The sequence below is a fragment of the Streptomyces sp. NPDC104371 genome (assembly GCF_055583785.1).
On sequence record NZ_JBVJNF010000002.1, the window covers coordinates 796,405 to 818,851 of the forward strand.

Sequence of the window (22,447 nt, forward strand, 5' to 3'; positions counted from 1 at the left end):
GTGACATGCGGGACGGCCATCGGGTGGAGGCCGAGAAGCTGCTGGCACGGGCCGTGGAGGAGGAGGTGCGCCGCTCGGGCGGTCGCACCGACGGGGCCGTGCTCCTGTCGCGGGCGCGCGGCGCGCTCGACGCCATCGCGCAGACAGCCACCGAGGAGTACGAGGCCTACGCCCAGGCCCTCGACAGGACAGAGGCCGGACGGCTCACCTTCGGGCAGCGCTATGCGCGCGACGGGGCCGGAACTCCCCTGCTGACAGCGGGCGTTGCCGCGGTGGCCGCCTGCGTGGCGGACCTCGCGTTCGGTACGGGCCCGGGGACGGCGCTCGGCGCGGGCGCCGCGGTCGGTGTCGTGGGCGCCGCCGCCACCGTGGCGAAGGTGACCGCCTCTCATCTGCCCGCGGCCCACCGCCGGGCCGGAGCGCTCGGCCAGCCCGGCGGACCCGAGCAACTGCGCCTCCAGTGGCTGACCGCCCTGGAAGTACGCGGCATCCGCCCCTTCCTCGACCAGCAGCGCGTGATCGCCTCCTCCACGGCGCAGAAGCAGACCCCACCGCGGCGGCGCCGGGGCGACAAGAGCGCGGCGGCCCGCAGGCGCACCGTCCTGGAGCAGTCCTTCGCCCATCTCCCCGAGCTCCACGGCCCGTTCGCGGGCAGACGACAGGAGCTGGGGCTGATCCGGCAGTGGGTGCGAGCCGCCCGCGCGAGCGCGGAGACCGAGCCGACCGTGGTGATCCTGCACGGCGTACCGGGCTCGGGGCGCACGACGCTCGCGATCCGCGCCGCGCACGACCTGAAGGACCACTTCCGCGGGGCGTGCGTCGTCGATCTGCGCGGCGGCAGCGCCGGGGAGCCCCCGCTGTCCACGCGCGACGCCCTGCTGCATCTGCTCAACCGGCTCGGCGCCCCCCGCGAACAGCTTCTGTTCCGCGAGCGCTCGGCGCCGGACCAGCAGGTGGAGCGGCTGAGCGAGCTGTACCACCAGTACCTGACGGGCCTGCCGGTCACGATCGTGCTCGACGACGCCTCCGACCCCGAGCAGGTGCGCGCCCTCGTCCCCGAGCATTCCGAGAGCCTCGTCCTCGTCACCACCCGGGACCCCCTCGACCTGCCCGGCGATCTCCCGGCGCGGGTGCACCGGCTCCCGGTCGAGGCGCTGGACGCGGCGGGCGCGGAGGAACTGCTCGGCGCGGCGGCCCAGGACGACTCGGGGCCGTACGACGCGCAGTCCGCCGACCGCGTCCGCCACCTGTGCGGCGGCCTGCCCCTGGCCCTGCGCGTGGCGGGCTCCTCTCTCGGCCCGCGCACCCCGCTCCGGCTCGCCACCGACCTCGGCGCCTACGGCCCGGTGGAACCGGTGGAGCGCGCCCTGTGGCTGCGCTACACGGACCTGCCCGAAGCGGCCCGCTGCCTGCTGCGCCGGCTCGCGCTGGCGGGGCGTGCCTCGCTCGGGGCAGCCGCGGCAGCCGCCCTGCTCGCCACGGACGAGCAGGAGGCGACGCGGCAGTTGCGCACCCTGGCCGAAGCGGGCCTGATCGACCACGTCCGCGGCAGCCGCTACCGGCTGCACGACGTCGTCCGCGCCTTCGCCCAGGCCCGGCTGACGGACGAGGAGGAACCGGCCGCGCGGACGGCGGCGCACGAACGTCTGATCGTCAACTACGCGGAACTGGCCGACTCGGTGCTGCGCCTGGTGGACGGCAACATGTCGACCCGCTCGGACCGCTTCGGCCCGCACGGCTTCACGTCGCTGGACGCGGCCCTGCGCTGGCTGGACGACGAGTCCAGCTTCATCACCGCCGCGCTGCGGCACACGGAGGGCGTCGACCAGTCGGCGGTGCTGCATCTCCTGGGCGCGCTGTGCGACTACTGCCTGCTGCGCGGCGACCTCTACCGGCTGGGCGAGATCAGCGAGCTGACCCAGGCCGTCGACCAGGGCCTGCTGACGCGGTCGGTGCAGTGGCGTACGGGCATCGCGGCCCGCCAGCTCGGCGAGCTGGACAAGGCCCGCACCACGCTGGCCTCCGTGGTGGACCTCTACCTCGAAGCGCATCAGGACGCGGGAGCGGCCAGGGCGCTGTGCTCCCTCGGCATCACCCTGCACCACCAGGGCCGGCTCACCGAGGCGGCGGCCAAGCTCCAGGAGGCCATGGATCTCCAGGCGTCCCCCGCGCTGGCGGCGGACCGCGCCTGGACCATGCACGCCCTGGCCGCGGTGGAGCGCGACCGCGCCCGGCCCGCCGAGGCCCTCGGCCTGCTCACCCGCGCCCTGGACCTGCACCGGGAGAACGCGTCGGTGCACGGCGAGGCCTGGGCCCACTTCCAGTTGGGCCAGCTCGCCCTGCGCATGGGCGACGTCCCGCGCGCGGAGAGCGAGCTGCGCACCGCGCTGGACCTGTACACCAGCACCCATGACGCCCGGGGCGAGGCCTGGGCGCTGACCCAACTGGCCCGCGCCCGCCTGCTCTCCGGCGACGCGTCCACCGCGGCCGAGGCCCTGCGCCATGCGCTCGGACGCCACCGCGACAACGAGGACGCGCGAGGCGAGGCCTGGACGATCTACTACCTGGGCCAGGCCCTGGAGGACACCGGCGACCTGGACCGGGCGGTGCGCGAGCTGGAACGCTCCCGGACGATGTTCTCCCGGATGCGTGACGGATACGGCCTGGCGTGCGCCCGCCATCACTCCGGACGCGCGACACGGGACCAACAGGCGGCGCGGACAGGCTCGTTGCGCAACTCCGGCTACGCCCGCCAGCTCCTGGCGGACGCGAAGACGGACTTCCGGCGCATCGGTGTGGCGCACGGCGAGGCCTGGACCTGCCTGGAGCTGGCCGTGGTGGACGCGGGCAACGCGCGCACCCCGCAGGCCCTGGCCCTGTGCGACGAGGCGGTGGACCTGTTCGCCTCGTACGGCGATCTGCGGGGCGAGGAGTGGGCCCGCTTCCTGCGCTGCACCCTCCTGCCCTACGCCTCCCCCGGCGGCGCGGAGGTGGGCACGGCGGTGGCCCAGGAGGAGCTGGCCCAGTTGTCCCGTACGAGCGGGCCCATGCGGGACGCGAAGCTGGACGGCTGCCTGGCGGCCTACCGGCTGCTGCTGGAGCGGGGCGTGAGCCTGGAGAGCGGCTGGCAGGCCTGGCAGCTCGGGCTGGTGCCGGGACGGCACGCCCGGGAGGTGATGGGGGTGGTGACCGCCCGGAGCTGACGTCCGCACACCCCGGCTCGCGGCACACCACAGAGCGGGGCCGCACCTCTCACGGTCGCGGCCCCGTCAGGGCAGTCCTCAGCCGCGCTGGGGCTTGGGCGCGCTCGCGCCCGTCGTCCCGGCCTCCCCGCCGGAGCCGGAGGCGGCGTCCTTCTGGAAGTCGACCTTGCTCATGTGCTTGTTCATGGACTTCATCAGGCCCCACACCGCCAGGCCCATCACCGCGAAGACGATGAAGCCGAGGACACCGGGGGTGACCTTGTTCTCGTCGAACTCGGCGAGGGGGATGAGGTGGGTCACGGCCAGGCTCACGCTTGCGCTCATGTCAGGCATTCTCCCTCAGCATCAGCGGATGCCTGCAAAGAGGTCGTCCTCCGGCAGCGAGGTGGCCACGAGCGACTTCGCCAGCTCGTACTCCTCGGTCGGCCAGACCTCCTTCTGCAGGTCCATCGGGACGCGGAACCAGCCACCGTCGGGGTCGATCTGCGTGGCGTGCGCGATCAGCGCCTTGTCGCGGACCTCGAAGAAGTCCGCGCACGGGATGTGGGTGGTCAGCGTGCGGTCGGTGCGCTGGATCTCGTCCCACCGCTTCAGCCAGTCCCCGTACGGCGACTCCAGGCCGCGCTCGAGCATCGCGTGATGCAGCGCCTCGGTGCGCGGCCGGTTGAAGCCCTGGTTGTAGTAGAGCTTCTGCGGCTGCCACGCCGGGCCGAACTCCGCCTCGGGGTACTTCTCGGTGTCCGCCGCGCCCTCGAACGCCACCATCGAGATCTTGTGGGTCATGATGTGGTCGGGGTGCGGATAGCCGCCGTTCTCGTCATAGGTGGTGATCACCTGCGGACGGAACGCGCGAATGCTGCGCACCAGCTCACCGGCCGCCTTGTCGACGTCCTCCAGGGCGAAGCAGCCCTCGGGGAGCGGGGGCAGCGGGTCGCCCTCCGGCAGCCCGGAGTCGACGAAGCCGAGCCACTCCTGCTCGACGCCGAGGATCTCCCGGGCCTCGTCCATCTCCTTCTTGCGCACCTCGTGGATGTGTTCCTCGACGTACTTGTCGCCCTGGAGCTTCGGGTTGAGGATGGAGCCTCGTTCTCCGCCCGTGCAGGTCACCACCAGCACGTCCACCCCCTCGGACACGTACTTCGCCATGGTGGCCGCGCCCTTGCTCGACTCGTCGTCGGGGTGAGCGTGCACGGCCATCAGTCGCAGTTGGTCAGTCAAGACTCGATCCTCAGTAAGTCGGCAGGTCGGCGCCCGGTGTGAAGCGGTGCGTCGGGCGGCTTCTATAGTGACCGAATCGGGCGGCGAAAAATTCCGGGCGCGGTCGGTGGAGATCCCTGTCGGGACATCCGTACCGCCCTGCCGAGAGGACGATCAATGACGACGGCGAGCACGCGGCTGCCAGAGGGCCGCTACGGGCACTCCGCGGACGCGCGCACCGACCGCACTCTCAAGATCGTCGGCTCTGCGCTGGCGGCGGTCATGCTCGTCGTCATCGGCTGGTTCGCCTACCACTACGTCGTGCAGAACAAGATCAGCGCCGAGGTCATCTCCTTCGAGGTCACGCCCGACGCGATCAAGGCGCACCTGGAGGTGCGCAAGGACGCGGACGCCTCCGGCTACTGCACGCTGCGCTCCCAGTCGAAGGACGGCGCCGAGGTGGGCCGCGCTGACTTCCGGTTCGACGGACACGCCACCCGCATCGACAAGACCGTCACGCTGCGGACGACCTCCCCGGGCGGCACCGCGGAGCTGCTCGGCTGCCACGCCGACTGACGTCATCCTTCTCACGTACCTCACTGACCTGCGCTGACGTAATTCTCGTGGCTTATGTCCTCCCCCTTTCGCCGCTGAATTGTTAGGCTCGTGGTTTCGCCCACCCATGGAGGAACATTCTTCTGGGTAGGGCGATGCTTTGTATTCCAAGTACCGACGAGGAGCACCTGTGACCCAGACCAGCGAGAACGTCACCTGGCTGACCCAGGAGGCGTACAACCAGCTCAAGGCCGAGCTGGAGTACCTTTCTGGTCCTGCGCGCTCGGAGATCGCCGCCAAGATCGCGGCCGCGCGCGAGGAGGGCGACCTGCGTGAGAACGGCGGGTACCACGCGGCCAAGGAGGAGCAGGGCAAGCAGGAACTCCGTGTGCGCCAGCTCACCCAGCTCCTGGAGAACGCCAAGGTGGGCGAGGCTCCGGCAGCCGACGGCGCGGTGGCCCCCGGCATGGTCGTCACCATCGCCTTCGACGGTGACGAGGACGACACCATGACCTTCCTGCTCGCCTCGCGCGAGTACGCCAGCTCGGACATCGAGACCTACTCGCCGCAGTCCCCGCTGGGTACCGGCGTGAACGGCAAGAAGGTCGGCGAGGACGCCGAGTACGAGCTGCCGAACGGCAAGAAGGCCATGGTGAGGATCCTGAAGGCCGACCCCTACCAGGGCTGAGCCGCCCCGACGCCTTCGACGAGCCCCCGACGCCTTCGCGGCGCCGGGGGCTTCGTCATGTCCGGATCAGCGGGATCAGCCGTCGCTCACGCCGTCGCGGAGCGGTACTTGCGCACCGCCAGCGTGCGGAAGAACAGGATGATCGCGGCCGACCAGATCAGCGAGGCCCACACGGGGTGCTGCATGGGCCAGGCGTCGGGCGTCCGGAAGCCCGGGGGAAGGTTGCCGAACAGCTCGCGGCACGCCTGCACGGTGGCGCTGAACGGGTTCCACTCCGCGATGTGCCGCAGGAAGGCCGGCATCTTGTTCGCGTCGACGAACGCGTTCGAGATGAAGGTCAGCGGGAACAGCCAGATCAGACCGCCCGAGGTCGCCGCCTCAGGGGTGCGCACGGACAGGCCGATGAGCGCGCCGATCCAGGAGAACGCGTACCCGAAGAGCAGGAGCAGGCCGAATCCGGCGAGCACCTTGCCGAAGTTCTCGTGCGTGCGCCAGCCGACGATCACGGCGACTATCGCCAGGACGACGAGGGTGAGCGCCGTCTGCACAAGGTCGGCGATGGTGCGGCCGGTGAGCACCGCGCCGCGAGCCATCGGCAGGGAGCGGAAGCGGTCGATGAGGCCCTTGTGCATGTCGTCGGCGATGCCCGCGCCCGCGCCCGCCGTGGCGAACGTGACGGTCTGGGCGAAGATGCCGGCCATCAGGAACTCTCGGTACGCCTCCTTGGAAGTGGAAGCACCGACCTGGACCGAGCCGCCGAACACATAGGTGAACAGCACCACGAACATGATCGGCTGGAGCAGCCCGAAGATGAGCATCTCGGGAATCCGGGCCATGCGGATCAGGTTCCGGTGGGCTATGACCAACGAGTCACGGACGAGCTGACTGACGGGGTTCGTACGGGCCGCGACCGGCGCGGCGTCGTGGACGGCACTCACTGCGCGGGCTCCTTCGTGTGCTTGCGGTGGGACTTCGGGTCTTCCGGATCCTCGCCGCCCTCCGCGGCGTTCTCCTCGGCGACATGGCCGGTCAGGGAGAGGAAGACGTCGTCCAGGGTGGGGCGGCGCAGGCCGACGTCGTCCATCTGGATGCCGCGGGAGTCCAGCTCGCGGATGACCTCGGCGAGGAGCTTGGCGCCGCCCGTGACGGGGACGGTGAGCTTACGGGTGTGCTCCTCGACCGTGGTCTCGCCCTTGCCGAAGCCGCGCAGGACCTCGGCGGCCGCCGCCATGCGCGCGCGGTCGCGCACGACGATCTCGACCCGCTCCCCGCCCGTCTGGGCCTTGAGCTGGTCGGAGGTGCCGCGGGCGATGACCCGGCCGTGGTCGACGACGCAGATGTCATGCGCCAGATGGTCGGCCTCTTCGAGGTACTGAGTGGTCAGCAGGAGCGTCGTCCCGCCGGAGACGAGCTGCTTGATGACGTCCCAGAGCTGCTGGCGGTTGCGGGGGTCGAGGCCCGTCGTGGGCTCGTCCATGAACATCACGGGCGGCCGGACCACGAGAGCCGCCGCGAGGTCGAGCCGGCGGCGCATACCGCCGGAGTACGTCTTGGTGGGGCGGTCGGCGGCGTCCGTGAGGTGGAACTGCTCCAGCAGCTCGGCCGCACGCGCCTTGGCCGCCTTCCCCCTCATCTGGTAGAGCTGGCCCACCATCTGGAGGTTCTCGCGGCCGGTCAGATACTCGTCGACCGCCGCGAACTGCCCGGACAGGCCGACCGAGCGGCGCACCGCGTCGGGGTGCTTGAGGACGTCGATCCCCGCGACGATCGCCGTACCGCGGTCGGGCCGCAGCAGGGTCGTCAGACAGCGGACCGCGGTGGTCTTGCCCGCGCCGTTCGGCCCGAGAAGGCCCAGCACGGTGCCTTCCGGGACGTCGAGGTCGACGCCGTCCAGAGCTTTCACGTCGCCGAAGTGCTTCACCAGACCTTCGGCATAGATGGCGCCCGGCATATGCGTTCTCCACGTCGTTGGGGATCAGGGGCAAGCGGTTCTTGTGAGCGCGACTTCTGAGCGGTCTTCTTCGTGACGAGGCCTCACCATAACGCGATGTATCGCGACTCTCAATGCGATTTTCCAGATGACCACGAACAGCCCTTCGACCTCAGCCGATGACCATGCCTTTCGGCCTCAGTCGATGACCGTGTAGCCCGCGTCCCGCAGCACCTGGCCGACTTCCGCGCAGTGCTCCGGGCCCTTCGTCTCCAGATGCAGTTCGACCTCCGCCTCCGTGAGCCCCAGCCGCGGGTCCGTCCGCACATGGCTCACATCCAGGACGTTGGCGTCCGTCCCCGACAACGCCCCGAGCAGTGTCGCGAGGGCGCCGGGGCGGTCGGTGAGCCGCAGCCGGACCGCCAGGTAGCGGCCCGCGGCGGCCATGCCGTGCCGCAGCACACGCTGGAGCAGCACAGGGTCCACATTGCCACCGGACAGCACCGCCACCACCGGGCCCTCGAAGGCGTCCGGCTCGCGCAGCAGCGCCGCGACGGAACTCGCGCCCGCCGGTTCGACCACCAGTTTGGCGCGCTCCAGGCAGAGCAGCAGCGCGCTGGAGAGGTTGTCCTCGGCGACCGTACGGATCTCGTCGACCAGGTCGCGGACGATCGTGAACGGCACCTCGCCGGGCCGCCCCACCCTGATCCCGTCCGCCATCGTCACCGGGTGATCGACGGACACCGGGTGCCCGGCCGCGAGCGACGGCGGATACGCGGCCGCGCCCTCTGCCTGCACGCCGACCACCCGGACATCGGGGCGCACGGCCTTCACCGCGGTGGCGATGCCCGCGATCAGCCCGCCGCCACCGACACCGACGACGATCGTCCGCACCTCGGGGCACTGCTCCAGGATCTCCAGGCCGACCGTGCCCTGGCCGGCGATGATGTCCGGGTGGTCGAACGGGTGGATGAACACCGCGCCCGTCTCGGCGGCGTACTCCTGCGCGGCGGTCAGCGTCTCGTCCACCACCTGGCCGGACAGCCGCACCTCGGCGCCGTACTCACGGGTGGCGCTGATCTTGGGCAGCGGCGCGCCCTTCGGCATGAAGACCGTCGAGTGCACCCCGAGCAGCGAGGACGCGAGGGCCACTCCCTGCGCGTGATTGCCCGCGCTGGCCGTGACGACCCCCGCGGCGCGCTCCTCGGGCAGCAGCCCCGCGATCCGCACATACGCGCCGCGCAGCTTGAACGACCCGGTCCGCTGGAGGTTCTCGCACTTGAGGTGCACCGGCGCGCCGACCAGCCGGGACAGATGCCTGCTGCCCGCCATGGCCGTGACGCGCGCGACGCCGGACAGCATCTTCTGGGCACCCCGGACGTCGTCGAGGGTCACCGCTGCCAGGGGGCCGGCCGTGCCGTAGCTCATGACCACCAGTTTCGCAGCTCGCACCGCCGCGCACCGGGTATGACCAGGCGCCTGCCACAGGTTTGCGCACGGCCGGTACGACGCGCGCCCCGGGCGCGTACTCTGTCCCCCATTCCAGCCCCCGACGCATGAAGTGAGCCTCCGGCCATGCCCACACCACCTGATACGTCGATGGACATGACGACCGCCGGTGACACCGGTCTCCTGGACCTGTTGCAGCACGAGGTCGCGCTGTTCGCCCGTCGCGCCGAACAGACCCGGCTCGGCGGGGTGGGGCAGGTGCGCAACTCCATGGACCGTGCCGCGTATCTGCTGCTCAACCGCCTCGACAAGGAAGGTCCCATGGGCGTCAAGGCGCTCGCCGCGAGCATGGGGATCGACTCGTCGACGGTCACCCGGCAGGTGGCGCCCCTGGTCGACACCGGTCTCGTCAAGCGCACCTCGCACCCGGAGGACGGGCGCGCGGTGGTGCTCCAGCTCTCCCCGCGCGGGCAGGCACGCCTGGAGGAGGTGCGCTCGTCCCGGCGGCAGCTCATGGGCGAACTGACGAGCGAGTGGACGCCGGAGGAGCGTACGGCGTTCTGCACGCTCCTCACGCGGTTCAACGCCGCCCTGTCCGCCCTGCAGGGCGCACCGGGGGCCCCGGCGGCGGAGTCCGAGCCGACGACCTGAGCCCCGGAGCCGCACGCGCGCGGGACGCGGCCGGACTCTTGACCGGAAGACACGGCCGGATTCATATGAGTCATATGAATCCGTACGAATGGCAACCGAGTCGTACGGATCCGGGGTCGCCCTCAGACGGGAGGCGCAGTGCGAGAACGGCGTGCGTCCCAAGGCGCCCGTCGTGCCCGGGAGTTCGAGGCGTTCGTCGCGGGCGCGGCCGGGCGGCTGCTGCACGCCGCCACCCTGCTCACCGCGGAGGCCCCGGACGACAACCCGCGCGCGCGACGTCTGCTGACCCTGGCTCTCGCCCAGACGTACGCGTCCTGGGACAGCTTGCGCGGTGAGGACCCGTACGCCCGTGCCCGCCAGTATCTGGCCGCCCGTTTCGCGCACGGGGCGTGGCACCGCTACGGGGTGCTCGGGCGGCAGCGCCCGGACGCGAGCAGTGTCCTCGCGCGCCTGTCGCCCCAGGAGCGGCTGATCGTGGTCCTCAGGCTGTACGAGGGCGTCGCCGAGGAGCAGGCGGCGGCGCTGCTGGGGCTGCCCGGCGAGCGGGTACGGACGATCTGCGCGCGGGCGGTCGCGACGCTGCTGCATCCGCCGCGGAAGGCGGCACCGGCGGCGCTGGGCACCAAAGCGGTGCCGTCGTGAAGCCGCTCGAGCGGGAGGCGGCCGTGCGCCGGATGCTGGAGAGCGCTCCACCGCAGGTGCCGCCGGGCCTCACCGCGGAGGTGATGCGGCGCGGCGGCCGTATGCTGCGCCGCCGCGTGGTGGCGCGCCGCCTGCTGTGGCTGGCGCTGCTGGCCGCGGCCCTCGCCTTCACGATCTGGGCGTGGACGGCGCGCCCCTGGGTGGAGCCGCCGTCGACGACGACTCCACCGTTCGGCACATGGTGACCGGACGGCGCGGACGCCGCCCTGTCGCTCGCTAGGCCAGGGCCTGCTGGAGGTCTTCCAGCAGGTCGTCGATGTTCTCGATGCCCACGGAGATGCGGACGAGGTCGGCGGGGACCTCCAGGGCGGACCCGGCCGCGGACGCGTGCGTCATGCGCCCGGGGTGCTCGATCAGGGATTCCACGCCGCCCAGCGACTCGCCGAGCGTGAACACCTTGGCGCGGTTGCAGACCTCGACGGCCGCCTCCTCGCCGCCCTCGACCTGGAAGGAGACCATGCCGCCGAACGCCTTCATCTGCTTCGCGGCGATCTCGTGACCGGGGTGCTCCGGCAGGCCCGGGTAGAGCACGCGCGTCACGCGCGCGTGCCGGGTGAGCATCTCGGCGACCCTGGCGGCGTTCTCGCAGTGCCGGTCCATGCGCACGGACAGCGTCTTGGTGCCGCGCAGCACCAGCCACGAGTCGAAGGGCCCGGCGACCGCGCCCATCGCGTTCTGGTGGAACGCCAGTTCCTCGCCCAGCGCCTGGTCGTTCACGATCAGGGCGCCGCCGACGACGTCCGAGTGGCCGCCCATGTACTTGGTCAGGGAGTGCACGACGGCGTCGGCGCCGAGGGCCAGCGGCTGCTGGAGGTAGGGGGTCGCGAAGGTGTTGTCGACGACGAGCTTGGCGCCCGCGTCACGGGCGACCTGGGCGACGGCGGCGATGTCGGTGATGCCGAGGAGCGGGTTCGAGGGGGTCTCGACCCACACGACCTTGGTCTTCGGGGTGAGCGCGGCACGCACGGCGGCGGGGTTGCTGGTGTCGGCGACCGACCACTCCACGCCCCAGCGCGAGACGACCTTGGAGAAGAGACGGAACGTGCCGCCGTAGGCGTCGTTCGGGATGACGACGTGGTCACCGGGGCTGAGCAGCGTGCGCAGCAGGCAGTCCTCGGCCGCCAGTCCTGACGCGAACGCGAGGCCGCGGCGACCGCCCTCCAGGGCGGCGAGGTTCTCTTCCAGGGCGGTCCTGGTGGGGTTGGCGCTCCGGCTGTACTCGTAGCCGCCGCGCAGCCCGCCGACGCCGTCCTGCTTGTAGGTCGAGACCTGGTAGATCGGCGGGACGACCGCGCCGGTGAGGGGATCTGCGGTGTTCCCCGCATGAATCGCGAGGGTCTCGAAGTGCTGACTGATCTGCCTGTCGCTCATGGGCCTGAGGGTAATGCTCTTGTGAGAGTGATGGCGGCGCGCGGACCGGGCGCCGCGCGGAGCGACCCGCCGAGGGACGCGCCGCGACGGATTTCCACAGCGGCCCGGCCACGGTTTTCCACAACCTCACGGACCAGGTTGGCCAAGTGTCCGACCGGTCTGGTTCGCTTGTGGCATGGAGATTCTCTGGGTCCTGATGGCGCTGGCCTTGTTCAGCATGGTCCTGCTCCCTGTCCTCCGGCGCAGGCGGGCGGGTATCCAGCAGGTCGCGCCGGGCTCGCCGGACGCCGCGGACCCGGCGAACTACGGCTTCGTCCGCCAGGAGGAGCTGGACGTCCGGATGCCCGGCCCCGACCAGGATCTGCTGGACGTCCTGGACCTGGTGCAGCGCACGCAGGACTATCGCGCGGCCTCGCAGCTCCTGGCCGGTACGGAGCAGGAGAGCGAGACACGCTGGCAGCGCGTGCAGGCCTTCGCGGGCGCCGCGTCCCTGGAGCTGCAGCAGCGGCCGGGCGGGGTGAGCGAGACGCCGGGCGGCCAGTGGCTGCGGGTGTGGCGGGCGGAGGCCCCGAAGGACGCGGGCGGCGCGGCCGTGCAGGCGGAGTTCCTGGTGCAGCAGGCGTGGCGGACCTCGACGCCGGGGACGGACGACTTCCGGATCATCATGGAGGAGGCGAAGGCGGCGTGCGCGCAGGCGGCGCTGCTGGCCCCCGGTGACCCGATCCCGTACATCATCGAGCTGTCGGTGGCGCGTGGACTGGCCTACCCGCAGCCGGAGTTCGAGCAGCTCTGGCTGAAGATACTGGACCGCGCTCCGGCCCACATGGGGGCGCATCTGGCGGCGCTGCACTACTGGTGCGAGAAGTGGCACGGCTCGCGGGAGCTGGCGTACAACTTCGCCGAGACCGCCGCGGCCCGCGCGCCGCGGGGTTCGCTCCTGGCCGCGATGCCTCTCTTCGCGGTCTTCGAGCACCTTCCCGAGGTGCATCTGGTGCGGAGCTTCTACCAGAGCGAGGTCGTGACGAAGGCGATCCACGGCGCGCTCTTCGCGGTGCAGGCGGCCCGCCCCGACGACCCGATGCTGGCGCATGTCCGCCACCTCCTGCTGTTCTTCCTCGTCCGCAGCGAGCGCTGGGCGGAGGCGATGGCCCAGCTCGTCCACGTCGACGGGCACGTGGGCGCGCTCCCCTGGACCCTGACGGCGGACCCGGCCGCGGACTACACGGTGTACCGGGCGCTCGCGGTGGCCGGGTACGAGGCGAACGGCGGCAGCCCGGCGACGCTGCCGCACTGAGGCCCGTGCCGAGGCCCGCGCCAAGGGCGCCGGGGCCGGAATGCGAGCCGGTACCAGAACGTTGAGCCAATGCCGTCCCGGCGAGAGAACGGGGGCGGCGAGAAGACGAAGGAGCCCGCGCCATGCTGTTCGGTCGTACGCCCGTCCTGCCCACCCCTGAGCAGGCGCTCGAGGGCCGCCCGGAGCCGTCCTTCCCGGTTCCCGACCGCCACACGGTCCTCGGCACCCCGCTGCTCGGCCCCTACCCCGAGGGCCTGGAGATCGCCGACTTCGGCATGGGCTGCTTCTGGGGCGCCGAGCGCAAGTTCTGGCAGCTCCCCGCGGGCATTCACACGACCCTGGTCGGCTACCAGGGCGGCTTCACGCAGAACCCGACGTACGACGAGGTCTGCTCGGGCCTCACCGGCCACGCGGAGACGGTCCGGGTCGTCTACGACCCGCGGGAGATCTCCTACGCGCGTCTGCTCCAGGTCTTCTGGGAGTCCCACGACCCCACGCAGGGCTTCCGTCAGGGAGGCGACGTCGGCACCCAGTACCGCTCGGCCGTCTACACCCACACCCCCGACCAGGCCGCCACGGCGGAGGCCTCCCGCGAGGCGTACCAGAAGGTCCTCACGGCGGCGGGCTACGGCAGGATCACCACGGAGGTGCTCCCCGCCGAGGGCCGCACGTTCTATCCGGCGGAGGGCTACCACCAGCAGTACCTCTCGGACAGCAAGAACCCCGACGGCTACTGCGGTCTGGGCGGGACGGGGGTCACGCTGGACGCCCCGTTCGAGACCAACTGGGGCGCGTCCTGCCCGACGGGTCTCGCGCCCGCTCCGACCGAGGAGTAGCCGAGGAGTGACCGAGGCGCAGCGGCTCACGGGTCAGGGGCGCGGCTCCGGGTCGGCTCAGGGGTGCGGCTCGCCCTCCAGCGCCCTCCGGTCCCAGCCGCCCGACTCCGCCGCTGCCTCGTAGCTGCTCTGGAGGAATTCGCTCAGCATCCGGTCCGGATCGTCGGCGGTGGCGGCGGCCTCGTAGGGCAGGACGAACTCGCCGAGGTCGCGCCGGTAGGACGCCTCCTCAGGACGGACCGCGTAGTCCGCGAAGCCCGCGGGTTCGGGATAGGCGTACGCGTAGAACGCGCCCTCCTCGCCACCACCGGGCCAGAAGCCGCAGCTCGACAGTTCGAGGGAGTAGGCCTCCCTGGTCACCCAGTCCGGGCAGTTGGGGATTCCTCCGCAAGGGTGCGGCGGGGCGGGACGCCCGGAGAAGCGGGTGCAGGCCAGGTCCATCGCTCCCCAGAAGAAGTGCACCAGACTGACCTTGCCGACGAAATGCGACCGGAATCTCCCCAACGCCCGGTTCGCCTGCATCAGTTGGCCCCAGAACAGCCACGCGGCGTGCGGATCGTAGGAAGCGTGCCGGAAGTCCTCGGCGAAAGGGACGGCCGGTTCGACTTCGTTCGGCCGGGGGCTGATCCGGGTCCGGATGTCCAACTCCCCCAGCGCGCCCATGACTTCGGCGTAGAACTGGGACACCGGCTTGGGTTCCAGCACCACCTCGCGCCGCCTTCCGTCGCTGACGCGTATGGACAGCCGGTGATCCACGAAGTCGAACTCGATATCGAACACCCCCGTGCCGTACGGGATCGCGGACGTGGTCAGGCCGCGCGCGCTGACGTACAGGGTGACCTGCCACCAGTGATTGGCGGTGGGGGCGTGGGCCAGCCGGATCTTGCCGACGATCTGGGTCCACATATGCAGGGTGTCGCGGGTCTCGGCCCAGTCCGCCACCCGCAGCCGCGGCCAGGTCCCGACCCTCTCCGCCTGAGTACGCCCGGTCATCACACCTCCCGGCAGACGTCGCCCCTCCAGCCTATGACCCGGCGGCGGGACCGACCACGCGAGAGCGGCACCGCCGCATCCCCGTCCGACACCTCCCCATCCGACACCCGACACCCGCACACCGGCATCCCCATCCATACGCATGACAGAGCGTGAAATTCTATTCATCGGAAAATGCGGTGCACGCATATCCTGAATTACGTCAGCCGGGTATTGTCATCCGACTGAAGAAACGATTCACCATCGACCCGTTCCCCCGAATGCCGGATACCCCTCACCCCATGGCGCTCGTTAGGTGATCGTGACTTGGAACGAACCAGACGATCAGACTCCTGCCGGAAGCGGAACGGTGTGCTGCGAACCGCCCGGAAGTGACGCGTACTTCAAGGGTTGTTCGGACCTTCTCGAAGAATTCCTCCAGCGGATCGGCGAGATGGAGAGCGAATACCTGCGCACTCTGGACGGAGCGCCCTGACCAAGGGCGCGGAGGAGCTGGAGAATGGACAGGCAGCAAGGTGAATCGAGCCTCTACGACTTTCAGTTCGCCCTGAGAACCGACTACGACACATACGACACCCTGGGGCAGCACTCCTACGACGCGGTCCCCCTGGAGACGCATCATGTCTGGGGCTCGCCCGGCCCGGACTTCATGGCCCACACCTGGGACCCGGACGAGGAACTGGCCCGGATGCTGTCCGGCGTGACCACCGCCACGACCACCGCGGAACCCGCTCCGGCCCCGCTGAACGGGCCGCATCGCCACCGGATGGAGCGTCGGCGCCCCCGGCCCGGAACCCACACCCTGGACACCGGCCGACGATTCGACCCCGGCACGATCCTGATCGCGACCATCGCCGCCTGCGCGGTGGCCATGCTGGGCTGGTCCGTCGCCTACTCGTACAACCAACTGCGCGCCATCGCCTCGATCGTCCTGCCCGCGCCGCTGGCGCAGTGGTGGCCGCTGACGGTGTACGGGCCATGGTTCGTCGCCGCGCTGTCGATCCTGCGGGCGTCCCTTCAGCACCGCACGGCACGGCGTTCCTGGTCCGTCATCCTGGTCGCCTCCGCCACGGCGGTGGCCCTCTGCGTCAGCAACTCGTCGCATTCCGCGCTGTCGATGGTGATCGTCGGCATTCCGCCGATCACCGCCTTGGTGTGCTTCCGGGAACTCGTCGGTCAGATCTCGTACAAGTACCGCCCCCGGCACGCCGCGCCCAGCAGGGACTGACCCGAGGACCGGCCCCGAGGACCGACCGGGGACGGGGCGGCGCGGCCCTCGGCACGCGCCGCCTTCGGCGTCAGTGCGGACCGCTGCCGTACGACCGCGTGAGGATCTCCAGGTTGTGACCGTTCGGGTCGTCGAAGTACGCTCCGCGACCGCCGTCCCGGTGGTTGATCTCGCCCGGCTGGTGGTGGTGCGGGTCGGCCCAGTACGGCAGGCCCGCCGAGCGGATCCGGGAGAAGATCGCGTCGAAGTCGCCCTCGGAGACCAGGAACGCGTAGTGCTGCGGGGTGATCTCGTCGCTGGTCTCCATGAAGTCCAGCGTCACGCCGTTCGGGACCTGCACCGGGATGAACGGGCCGTACTGGGGATCCACCTCCAGCCCCAGCAACTGCGCGAAGAACTGTGCCGACGCCTGCTTGTCGTGCGCGGCGACGATCGTGTGGTTCAGTTCGACGGACATGGGTCGGGCCTCCTGTCGCCTGAGTGCCGGAACCACTTCCCACGCTAGCGCCCCGGGGCGCGCCATGAGACGGGCAGACGCACGGGCGGCCCGCCGGAAGCCGTGCTCCCGGCGGGCCGCCCTGTCGCCGGGGCCTGTCGCGACAGGCCCCTAGCGGGTCACTTCCCGTACAGCGCGTTGATGATCGAGATCGTCGACGTGTTGCCCTTCTTGTCGGTGATCTTGGCGCGGAACGAGAGGCCCTTGTCCTTCTTCGGGTTCTTGTAGGTGATCTTGCCCTTCTTGACCGTCACCTTGGTCCAGGTCTTGCCGCCGTTGTACGAGACGTACACCGCCAGGGACTTGAGGTTCTTGCCCGCGGCCGAACCCTGCACCGAGACCGGGGTCGTGGCCTTCTTGCCGGCCGTGACGCGGCTGTCCAGGCCGGTGGTCGCGGCGAAGCGCGCCGTCGAGGCGGGCAGCTTCGCGCCCGAGGCCTTCTTGGACTTGAACGTCCAGGCCGCGTCGACGCGGGTGGAGGCCGCGGCGACCTTGGTGCTGCGCGAGACCGAGGTCGTCAGCTTGTACGAGGCCTCGCCGGCCGGGACCTTGAAGCTCTCCAGGCCGAACAGCGGGTCGTCGTTCGAGCCGACCTTGGTGCCGTTGCGGTACAGCGTCGTCTTGACCGACGTGAAGTCCGAGGACCCGGCGTGCGTCTGGCCGTCCGCGAACAGCGGCAGCGAGCCGGAGATCTCGTTGCCGTCGCGGAAAATGCCGTAGTAGGTGCCGACCCTCGGCCCGAACACGGCCGTGTTCAAGGTCTTGGTGTAGCTCTTGCCCGCCTTGAAGGTCTGCGGGGTCCCGAGCGTGTAGAAGGCCTCCTGGATCGGGAAGCCCTCGGCGTCCTTCTTGCCCGAGAACTGGGTGAAGTCGAGCGACCACTTGACCCGCTCACCGGTCGAGACGTACAGCGTGCGCGTGCTGCGCAGCTTCTGCGTGACCCCGGTGTTGTAGCCGATGTCGGTGGGCAGTTCGGCGGTGGCGCCGACCGTGCCGCTCTTGCCGCTCGTCGGCGACCCGAGCTTCACCTTGAGCGTGGCCAGTTCCTTCGCCTTGTAGTGGCGCACGTGAGCGCCCTGCAGCTTCGTCACCTTGGCGGCGGTGAACACGTCGTACTCGGCCGAGCCGCCCTTGCTCCACTGCCCGAACCAGCTCTGGCGCAGCCCGGAGGACAGCGAGCCGCCGACGTGCGCCACGCGTACGTCCTTGAAGGACGGTGCCATGACACCGGTCTCGAAACCGGCCGGGTCGTAGGCGTAGGAGACCGTGGCCGACACCGGCTTGACCGTGCCCGGCACCGTGATGTCGGCGGGCTTCGCCTTGGTCAGATCCAGGGTGACGGTGGTGTTCTTGGTGATGCTCAGCTTGGGCTGGACCAGCCAGTCGAGGCCGCCCGCGAACGAGTCCGGGTTCTTCACCGACATCGAGTCCAGCAGGTACGTGCCCTTGGGGACCCGGAGGGTGACGCTGGTCGCGTTGCTGTCGGAGAAGTAGTCCCCGCCCACGTTCCCGCCCGAGGTGGCGAAGAGGTCGGTGAGGTGGACGGGCTTCTGCCCGGCGCGGTTGACGTACTTCACGGTGACGTCGTACGACTCCGCCTCGCGCTCCACGGCCGCGGCCGTCCGTACGCTCTGGCCGCCGCCCGAGGCCGTCACGTACGCCGAGTACGCGCCGTTCGTGCTGCCGCCGAGGCGGGTGTCGACGGTGACGGGCACCGACGCCGTGCCGCCGGCCGGGACGGTGACCTGCTGCGCGCCCAGCGTGAAGAAGCCGGTGGGCGCCGCCTGGCCCTTGGGGCCGGTGGCCGTCAGCGCGAGCGACAGCGTCACGTCGGTCGTACCGGTGTTGCGGTACGTCAGTTCCTTGGTGACCGGCGCGTCGTCGGTGTGCGGCCACTGCGCGACGCCGAAGCTCAGGGACGACGGCTCGGCGAGTACGGTCTGCGTGATCGCCCGGTCCACGGCGATCCGGCCCGAACCCTGCTGGAACGGCGTGTAGTTGCCGCCCTTCGCGGAGCCCACGAGCGCGGACTTCAGCTCGGCGTACTTCCAGTCGGGGTGCTGCTGCTTGAGGAGAGCGGCGGCGCCCGCGACATGCGGCGTCGCCATCGACGTACCCGAGATGGTCACATAGCCGGCCGGCTTCTCGCCGTACTCCTTGGCGATGGCGCTGCCCGAGGCCGAGGCGGCGGTGATGTCCACACCGGGCGCGGAGACATCGGGCTTGACGGCGCCGTCGAGGCCGGGGCCGCGGCTGGAGAAGGAGGCGGGCTTGTTCGCCCCGTCGACGGCACCGACGGTGAGCGCGTCGGCCGCGCTGCCCGGGGAGTCGACGGTCCGGTCGCCGAATTCGCCCTCGTTGCCCGCGGCGATCGCGAACAGGATGCCGTTCTGCTCGGAGAGCTTGTTCACCTCGGCTTCGAGCGGGTCGATCCCGGGGCTGTCGGCGCCGCCCAGGCTGAGGTTGACGATGTCGGCGCCCTGCTGGGCCGCCCACTCCATGCCCGCGAGGATGCCGGAGTCGTCGCCGTACCCGTCGTCGTCCAGGACCTTGCCACTGAGGATCCTGGCACCGGGTGCGACACCCTTGTAGGTGCCGTTCGACTTCGCGCCGGTACCGGCCGCGGTGGACGCCACGTGCGTGCCGTGCCCGACCTTGTCGGCGGTGCCGGAGGCGGTGGAGAAGTTCTTGGCCGCGATCACCTGGCCCTTGAGGTCCGGGTGGTTCGCGTCGACGCCCGTGTCCAGGACGGCGATCTTGACGCCCTTGCCGTCGTACCCCGACGACCAGGCCGTGGGAGCGCCGATCTGCGGTACGGACTTGTCGAGGCTGGCCTTGCGGACGCCGTCGAGCCAGACGTGCGCGATGCCGGAGGCGGTGGTGCGGCCGTCGGTGACCGCCCGCCACAGTTCGGGCGCCTCCTTGCGAGACGTCTGCAGCGCGTCCGCGTTCAGGGACTTCAGGTTCCGGCGGAGCGTGCCCGCCTCACGGACGTCGGCCTTCGCGGTGTTCGCCGCGCCCTTGTAGCCGACGATGACCTTCAGGCCGTCGCGCTGGTTCTCGCGGCTGCGGGCGGAGTCGAGCCCGGTGACATCGAACAGTCGCCGGTCCAGCTTGCCGGTCGCGACCATGGCGGACGCGTCGGCCGGGATCACATAGGTGTGGCCCTGGATCTTGCGCACCTGGACCGGGACGTTCTCCCGGCCCTTCGCCCGCTCCAGCCCGACGACCCGGCCCTTGGCGTCGACGGCGACCCGGTCTCCGGTGATCAGCGTGATGCGGTGCTCGCCGGTGAGGCCGGTCGAGCCCCGTCCGGAGAGGGTCTCGGGCTGCGCCGTCGCCGGGCTGGTCATGCCCGCCGCCAGCGCCACGGCGGCGGCCGTGGCCACGGTCGCCGCGCATGCCTTCTTCACTTGTCTGCGCACATCTCCCCCTGGAGAAGTAAGGTCCGGGCGAATCCCCTGTCACCCGGCCGGAGGGGGTCTCGAACAGACGCGCGTCGCACGTGCGTACGTCAACCCCCCAGGCGTGCAGTATGCCTGGGGGGTGATCAATGCCTCAACTCGCCACGCTGAGGTATGAGTTGGGCGGCTTGTCCGACGGTGTCTCAGGACACCACGTTCTCGCTGACCGTGATCTTCCCCTTGCGGATGGTCGCGAGCCGCGCCGCCTTCTTCGCGATCGTGGAGTCATGGGTGACCATCACGAAGGTGAGCCCGTGTTCCTTCCACAGGGCGTCCAGGACGCCCATGATCTCGTCGCGCGTGGACTCGTCGAGGTTTCCCGTCGGTTCGTCGGCGAGCAGCACCTTCGGCCGCTTCACCAGCGCTCGGGCGATGGCGACGCGCTGCTGCTGACCGCCCGACAGTTCGGCGGGCAGATGTCCGAGCCGCTCGCCGAGACCGACCGACTCCAGGGCCTCGGCGGCCCGTTCGCGGCGCTCCTTCCCCTTCACCCCGAGGGGTACGAGGGCGGTCTCGACGTTCTCCTGGGCCGTGAGCGTCGGGATGAGGTTGAAGCTCTGGAAGACGAAGCCGATGTTCTCGCCGCGCACCTTGGTGAGCCGGGCCTCGGAGAGCCGGGCGAGGTCGGTGCCGTCGAGTTCGACGCTGCCCGAGGTGGGCCTGTCGAGCCCGCCGAGCATCTGGAGCAGCGTGGACTTGCCGCCGCCGGTGGGTCCTTGGATGACGAGGCGGTCGCCGTCGCCGATCGTGAGGTCGACCCCGTCCAGGGCCTGGACGGTCTCCTTGCCCCGCGTGTAGCGCTTGGTGACGCCTCTGAGTTCGTACATGGTCCAACTCCTGGATGCTGAAAGGGGTTCGGGGCCTTGGGGTCAGGGCCGGCCCCGTGCCGCGGGGCGGGTGCTACTCGACGCGGCGCAGCGCGTCCGCGGGGCGCAGCCGGGAGGCGCGCCAGCCGCCGAAGGCACCGGCGACCAGACCGCCCGCCACCGCGAGGCCGACGGCGAGGCCGATGGTGGTGAGGCCGACCGGCGCGGTGAGCGCGACCTCCAGGGTCTTCGCGGCCTCTCGGCCGGGACCGCCGAAGCCACCACCACCGCCACCGCCACCGGGACCACCGCCGAAGCCACCACCGGCGCCACCGCCACCGCTGCCGATCTCGGCCTGCAACGTGGGGCTGATCGCGGTGACGGCGTAGGCGCCCGCGAGACCGAGCGCGATGCCGAGGGCGCCACCGACCAGACCGTTGACCATCGCCTCGCCGATCACCTGCCGGGTCACCCGGCCCGACTTCCAGCCGAGGGCCTTGAGTGTGCCGAACTCGCGCACCCGGCGCGAGACCGCGGAGGAGGTGAGGAGTCCGGCGACCAGGAACGCGGCCACGAGCACCGCGACGGACAGCCACTTGCCCACGTCGGTGGCGAGGCCCGACGCGGTGGACAGGGAGCCGGAGACGGTGCTCGCGAGGTCGGCGGAGGTGGTGACCGTCGTCCCCGAGATGTTCCGCTGGATGGTCTTCTTGACGCTGTCGATCTGCTGCGAGTCCGTCGCCTTGACGTAGATCGTGGTGACCTTGTTCTTGGCGTCGGCGAGCGTCTGGGCCCGCTGGAGCGGTATGTACAGGTCGGCCGCGGAGTCGCCGCTGTCGGCCGTCGCGATGCCGATGACCTTGAACTTGACGCTCTTGACGGTGACCGTGTCACCGACCTCGAGCTTGTTCTTCTTGGCATACGCCGAGTCGGCGACGGCGACCTTCGCGTTCGTCTCCGACGTCTTGAACGTACGGCCGCTGGTGATCTTCGAGGAGGTCAGCGGGCCGAGGGCGGACTGGGTGACGTCGGTCCCGTAGACGGAGTAGTTGTTGACGTCGAAGTCGGCGCCGCCGCCCTCGACCCGGCCCTGCGGCTCGCCGCCCGGCTCACCCGTCCGACCGCCGCTGTCCTGGTCCCGCTTGAACTGGCCCTGCCGGAACTCACCGCTGATCTTGACGACCTGGAGGCTCAGCCCGCCGACGGCGTCCGAGACGCCCTTCTGCGCGCCGACCTTGGTGACCGTGCCGTTCGCCAGGGTCTGGAAGCCCTGCACCATCACGCGGTCGCTGCTCTGCTTCTCCTTGGAGTCGCTGCCACGGGCACCGAAGCTGAAGCGTGGCCGCTGCGCGTCGCCCTTCGTGGAATCGGCCGCCTTGGTGACGGTCATGTCGGTGCCGAGTCCGTACAGCGACTGGAGCACCTTGTCCTGGGCCTTCCCCATGCCGGAGGACACGGAGTTGACCACGATGACCAGGGCGATTCCCAGGGCGAGCCCGGAGGCGACGACCAGGGCCGCCTTTCTCCGGCGGCGCAGTTCGCGCCTCAGGTAGGTGAAGAACATGGTCGAAAGCTAGGCAAGCG

The 22,447-nt window shown here is 70.6% G+C and carries 20 protein-coding genes; 9 read left to right on the forward strand and 11 right to left on the reverse strand.

The annotated features are described in order from the left end of the window. Positions 1-5 precede the first annotated feature (5 nt). Positions 6-3,203 carry a tetratricopeptide repeat protein gene (locus ACZ60T_RS09395; RefSeq protein WP_469665410.1) on the forward strand — a complete coding sequence of 1,066 codons (3,198 nt, stop codon included), beginning with the start codon at positions 6-8 and terminating at the stop codon, positions 3,201-3,203. Between the two features lie 78 nt (positions 3,204-3,281). On the opposite strand, the gene ACZ60T_RS09400 is transcribed toward ACZ60T_RS09395, so the two are convergent. Then, positions 3,282-3,536 (reverse strand): hypothetical protein, encoded by a 255-nt coding sequence (locus ACZ60T_RS09400; RefSeq protein ID WP_469665411.1) that lies wholly within the window; start codon positions 3,534-3,536, stop codon positions 3,282-3,284. A gap of 12 nt (positions 3,537-3,548) precedes the next feature. After that, on the reverse strand, positions 3,549-4,421 hold the full coding sequence (mca, locus tag ACZ60T_RS09405; RefSeq protein WP_469665412.1) for a mycothiol conjugate amidase Mca: 873 nt from the start codon (positions 4,419-4,421) through the stop codon (positions 3,549-3,551). 156 nt (positions 4,422-4,577) lie between these two features. On the opposite strand from mca, the gene ACZ60T_RS09410 reads away from it, so the two are divergent. Beyond that, on the forward strand, positions 4,578-4,976 hold the full coding sequence (locus ACZ60T_RS09410; RefSeq protein ID WP_365621479.1) for a DUF4307 domain-containing protein: 399 nt from the start codon (positions 4,578-4,580) through the stop codon (positions 4,974-4,976). Positions 4,977-5,145: 169 nt separating this feature from the next. Next, positions 5,146-5,643, forward strand: a complete 498-nt coding sequence (gene greA, locus ACZ60T_RS09415; protein WP_469665413.1) for a transcription elongation factor GreA — start codon at positions 5,146-5,148, stop codon at positions 5,641-5,643. 86 nt (positions 5,644-5,729) lie between these two features. Here greA and ACZ60T_RS09420 read toward each other — a convergent pair whose 3' ends face one another. From ACZ60T_RS09420 to ilvA, 3 genes are all read right to left on the reverse strand, one after another. Further along, the gene (locus ACZ60T_RS09420; RefSeq protein WP_365621475.1) at positions 5,730-6,581 is read right to left on the reverse strand and encodes an ABC transporter permease; all 852 of its coding nucleotides are present in this window, start codon (positions 6,579-6,581) and stop codon (positions 5,730-5,732) included. Continuing rightward, complete coding sequence (locus ACZ60T_RS09425; protein ID WP_469665414.1) at positions 6,578-7,594, reverse strand: ATP-binding cassette domain-containing protein; 1,017 nt, start codon at positions 7,592-7,594, stop codon at positions 6,578-6,580. Before ACZ60T_RS09425 ends, ACZ60T_RS09420 begins: the two co-directional genes overlap by 4 nt. A 177-nt stretch (positions 7,595-7,771) precedes the next feature. Next, positions 7,772-9,001 carry a threonine ammonia-lyase gene (ilvA, locus tag ACZ60T_RS09430; protein WP_365621469.1) on the reverse strand — a complete coding sequence of 410 codons (1,230 nt, stop codon included), beginning with the start codon at positions 8,999-9,001 and terminating at the stop codon, positions 7,772-7,774. A 147-nt stretch (positions 9,002-9,148) separates the two neighbouring features. Between ilvA and ACZ60T_RS09435 the strand changes: the two genes are divergently transcribed. The 3 genes from ACZ60T_RS09435 to ACZ60T_RS09445 all read left to right on the forward strand — a co-directional run bounded on the left by ACZ60T_RS09435 (position 9,149) and on the right by ACZ60T_RS09445 (position 10,560). Next, on the forward strand, positions 9,149-9,673 hold the full coding sequence (locus tag ACZ60T_RS09435) for a MarR family winged helix-turn-helix transcriptional regulator (protein ID WP_365621466.1): 525 nt from the start codon (positions 9,149-9,151) through the stop codon (positions 9,671-9,673). A 138-nt stretch (positions 9,674-9,811) separates the two neighbouring features. Then, positions 9,812-10,315 (forward strand): sigma factor-like helix-turn-helix DNA-binding protein, encoded by a 504-nt coding sequence (locus ACZ60T_RS09440; RefSeq protein ID WP_365621463.1) that lies wholly within the window; start codon positions 9,812-9,814, stop codon positions 10,313-10,315. Between the two features lie 32 nt (positions 10,316-10,347). Beyond that, positions 10,348-10,560 (forward strand): hypothetical protein, encoded by a 213-nt coding sequence (locus ACZ60T_RS09445; RefSeq protein ID WP_469665566.1) that lies wholly within the window; start codon positions 10,348-10,350, stop codon positions 10,558-10,560. A gap of 31 nt (positions 10,561-10,591) precedes the next feature. Here the strand turns inward: ACZ60T_RS09445 and ACZ60T_RS09450 are convergent, their stop codons facing one another. Further along, entirely contained in the window at positions 10,592-11,746 is a 1,155-nt protein-coding gene (locus tag ACZ60T_RS09450) for a cystathionine gamma-synthase (protein WP_469665415.1), read from the reverse strand. Between the two features lie 175 nt (positions 11,747-11,921). On the opposite strand from ACZ60T_RS09450, the gene ACZ60T_RS09455 reads away from it, so the two are divergent. Then, positions 11,922-13,040 (forward strand): hypothetical protein, encoded by a 1,119-nt coding sequence (locus ACZ60T_RS09455; RefSeq protein WP_469665416.1) that lies wholly within the window; start codon positions 11,922-11,924, stop codon positions 13,038-13,040. A gap of 122 nt (positions 13,041-13,162) precedes the next feature. After that, on the forward strand, positions 13,163-13,876 hold the full coding sequence (gene msrA, locus ACZ60T_RS09460; protein ID WP_365621451.1) for a peptide-methionine (S)-S-oxide reductase MsrA: 714 nt from the start codon (positions 13,163-13,165) through the stop codon (positions 13,874-13,876). Between the two features lie 57 nt (positions 13,877-13,933). On the opposite strand, the gene ACZ60T_RS09465 is transcribed toward msrA, so the two are convergent. After that, positions 13,934-14,869, reverse strand: a complete 936-nt coding sequence (locus tag ACZ60T_RS09465) for a DUF5996 family protein (protein WP_469665417.1) — start codon at positions 14,867-14,869, stop codon at positions 13,934-13,936. Between the two features lie 499 nt (positions 14,870-15,368). Between ACZ60T_RS09465 and ACZ60T_RS09470 the strand changes: the two genes are divergently transcribed. Continuing rightward, positions 15,369-16,097, forward strand: a complete 729-nt coding sequence (locus tag ACZ60T_RS09470; protein WP_365621446.1) for a DUF2637 domain-containing protein — start codon at positions 15,369-15,371, stop codon at positions 16,095-16,097. A gap of 70 nt (positions 16,098-16,167) precedes the next feature. Here ACZ60T_RS09470 and ACZ60T_RS09475 read toward each other — a convergent pair whose 3' ends face one another. The 4 genes from ACZ60T_RS09475 to ACZ60T_RS09490 form a co-directional block, all read right to left on the reverse strand. Continuing rightward, positions 16,168-16,554 (reverse strand): VOC family protein, encoded by a 387-nt coding sequence (locus ACZ60T_RS09475; protein WP_365621443.1) that lies wholly within the window; start codon positions 16,552-16,554, stop codon positions 16,168-16,170. Positions 16,555-16,712: 158 nt separating this feature from the next. After that, positions 16,713-19,946 carry a S8 family peptidase gene (locus ACZ60T_RS09480; RefSeq protein ID WP_469665567.1) on the reverse strand — a complete coding sequence of 1,078 codons (3,234 nt, stop codon included), beginning with the start codon at positions 19,944-19,946 and terminating at the stop codon, positions 16,713-16,715. 254 nt (positions 19,947-20,200) lie between these two features. Next, positions 20,201-20,884 carry an ABC transporter ATP-binding protein gene (locus tag ACZ60T_RS09485; protein WP_365621440.1) on the reverse strand — a complete coding sequence of 228 codons (684 nt, stop codon included), beginning with the start codon at positions 20,882-20,884 and terminating at the stop codon, positions 20,201-20,203. A 73-nt stretch (positions 20,885-20,957) separates the two neighbouring features. Then, complete coding sequence (locus tag ACZ60T_RS09490) at positions 20,958-22,427, reverse strand: ABC transporter permease (protein WP_469665418.1); 1,470 nt, start codon at positions 22,425-22,427, stop codon at positions 20,958-20,960. Positions 22,428-22,447: the final 20 nt, after the last annotated feature.

What these genes read in the sequence shown, in the direction of transcription:
- msrA (WP_365621451.1), top strand. Translation starts at nt 13,163, where the DNA reads ATGCTGTTCGGTCGTACGCCCGTCCTGCCCACCCCTGAGCAGGCGCTC.
- ACZ60T_RS09480 (WP_469665567.1), bottom strand. Translation starts at nt 19,946, where the DNA reads ATGACCAGCCCGGCGACGGCGCAGCCCGAGACCCTCTCCGGACGGGGC.
- ACZ60T_RS09445 (WP_469665566.1), top strand. Translation starts at nt 10,348, where the DNA reads ATGCTGGAGAGCGCTCCACCGCAGGTGCCGCCGGGCCTCACCGCGGAG.
- ACZ60T_RS09475 (WP_365621443.1), bottom strand. Translation starts at nt 16,554, where the DNA reads ATGTCCGTCGAACTGAACCACACGATCGTCGCCGCGCACGACAAGCAG.
- ACZ60T_RS09465 (WP_469665417.1), bottom strand. Translation starts at nt 14,869, where the DNA reads ATGACCGGGCGTACTCAGGCGGAGAGGGTCGGGACCTGGCCGCGGCTG.
- ACZ60T_RS09455 (WP_469665416.1), top strand. Translation starts at nt 11,922, where the DNA reads ATGGAGATTCTCTGGGTCCTGATGGCGCTGGCCTTGTTCAGCATGGTC.
- ACZ60T_RS09435 (WP_365621466.1), top strand. Translation starts at nt 9,149, where the DNA reads ATGCCCACACCACCTGATACGTCGATGGACATGACGACCGCCGGTGAC.
- ilvA (WP_365621469.1), bottom strand. Translation starts at nt 9,001, where the DNA reads ATGAGCTACGGCACGGCCGGCCCCCTGGCAGCGGTGACCCTCGACGAC.
- ACZ60T_RS09425 (WP_469665414.1), bottom strand. Translation starts at nt 7,594, where the DNA reads ATGCCGGGCGCCATCTATGCCGAAGGTCTGGTGAAGCACTTCGGCGAC.
- ACZ60T_RS09410 (WP_365621479.1), top strand. Translation starts at nt 4,578, where the DNA reads ATGACGACGGCGAGCACGCGGCTGCCAGAGGGCCGCTACGGGCACTCC.
- ACZ60T_RS09395 (WP_469665410.1), top strand. Translation starts at nt 6, where the DNA reads ATGCGGGACGGCCATCGGGTGGAGGCCGAGAAGCTGCTGGCACGGGCC.
- ACZ60T_RS09450 (WP_469665415.1), bottom strand. Translation starts at nt 11,746, where the DNA reads ATGAGCGACAGGCAGATCAGTCAGCACTTCGAGACCCTCGCGATTCAT.
- ACZ60T_RS09485 (WP_365621440.1), bottom strand. Translation starts at nt 20,884, where the DNA reads ATGTACGAACTCAGAGGCGTCACCAAGCGCTACACGCGGGGCAAGGAG.
- ACZ60T_RS09490 (WP_469665418.1), bottom strand. Translation starts at nt 22,427, where the DNA reads ATGTTCTTCACCTACCTGAGGCGCGAACTGCGCCGCCGGAGAAAGGCG.
- ACZ60T_RS09470 (WP_365621446.1), top strand. Translation starts at nt 15,369, where the DNA reads ATGGACAGGCAGCAAGGTGAATCGAGCCTCTACGACTTTCAGTTCGCC.
- ACZ60T_RS09400 (WP_469665411.1), bottom strand. Translation starts at nt 3,536, where the DNA reads ATGCCTGACATGAGCGCAAGCGTGAGCCTGGCCGTGACCCACCTCATC.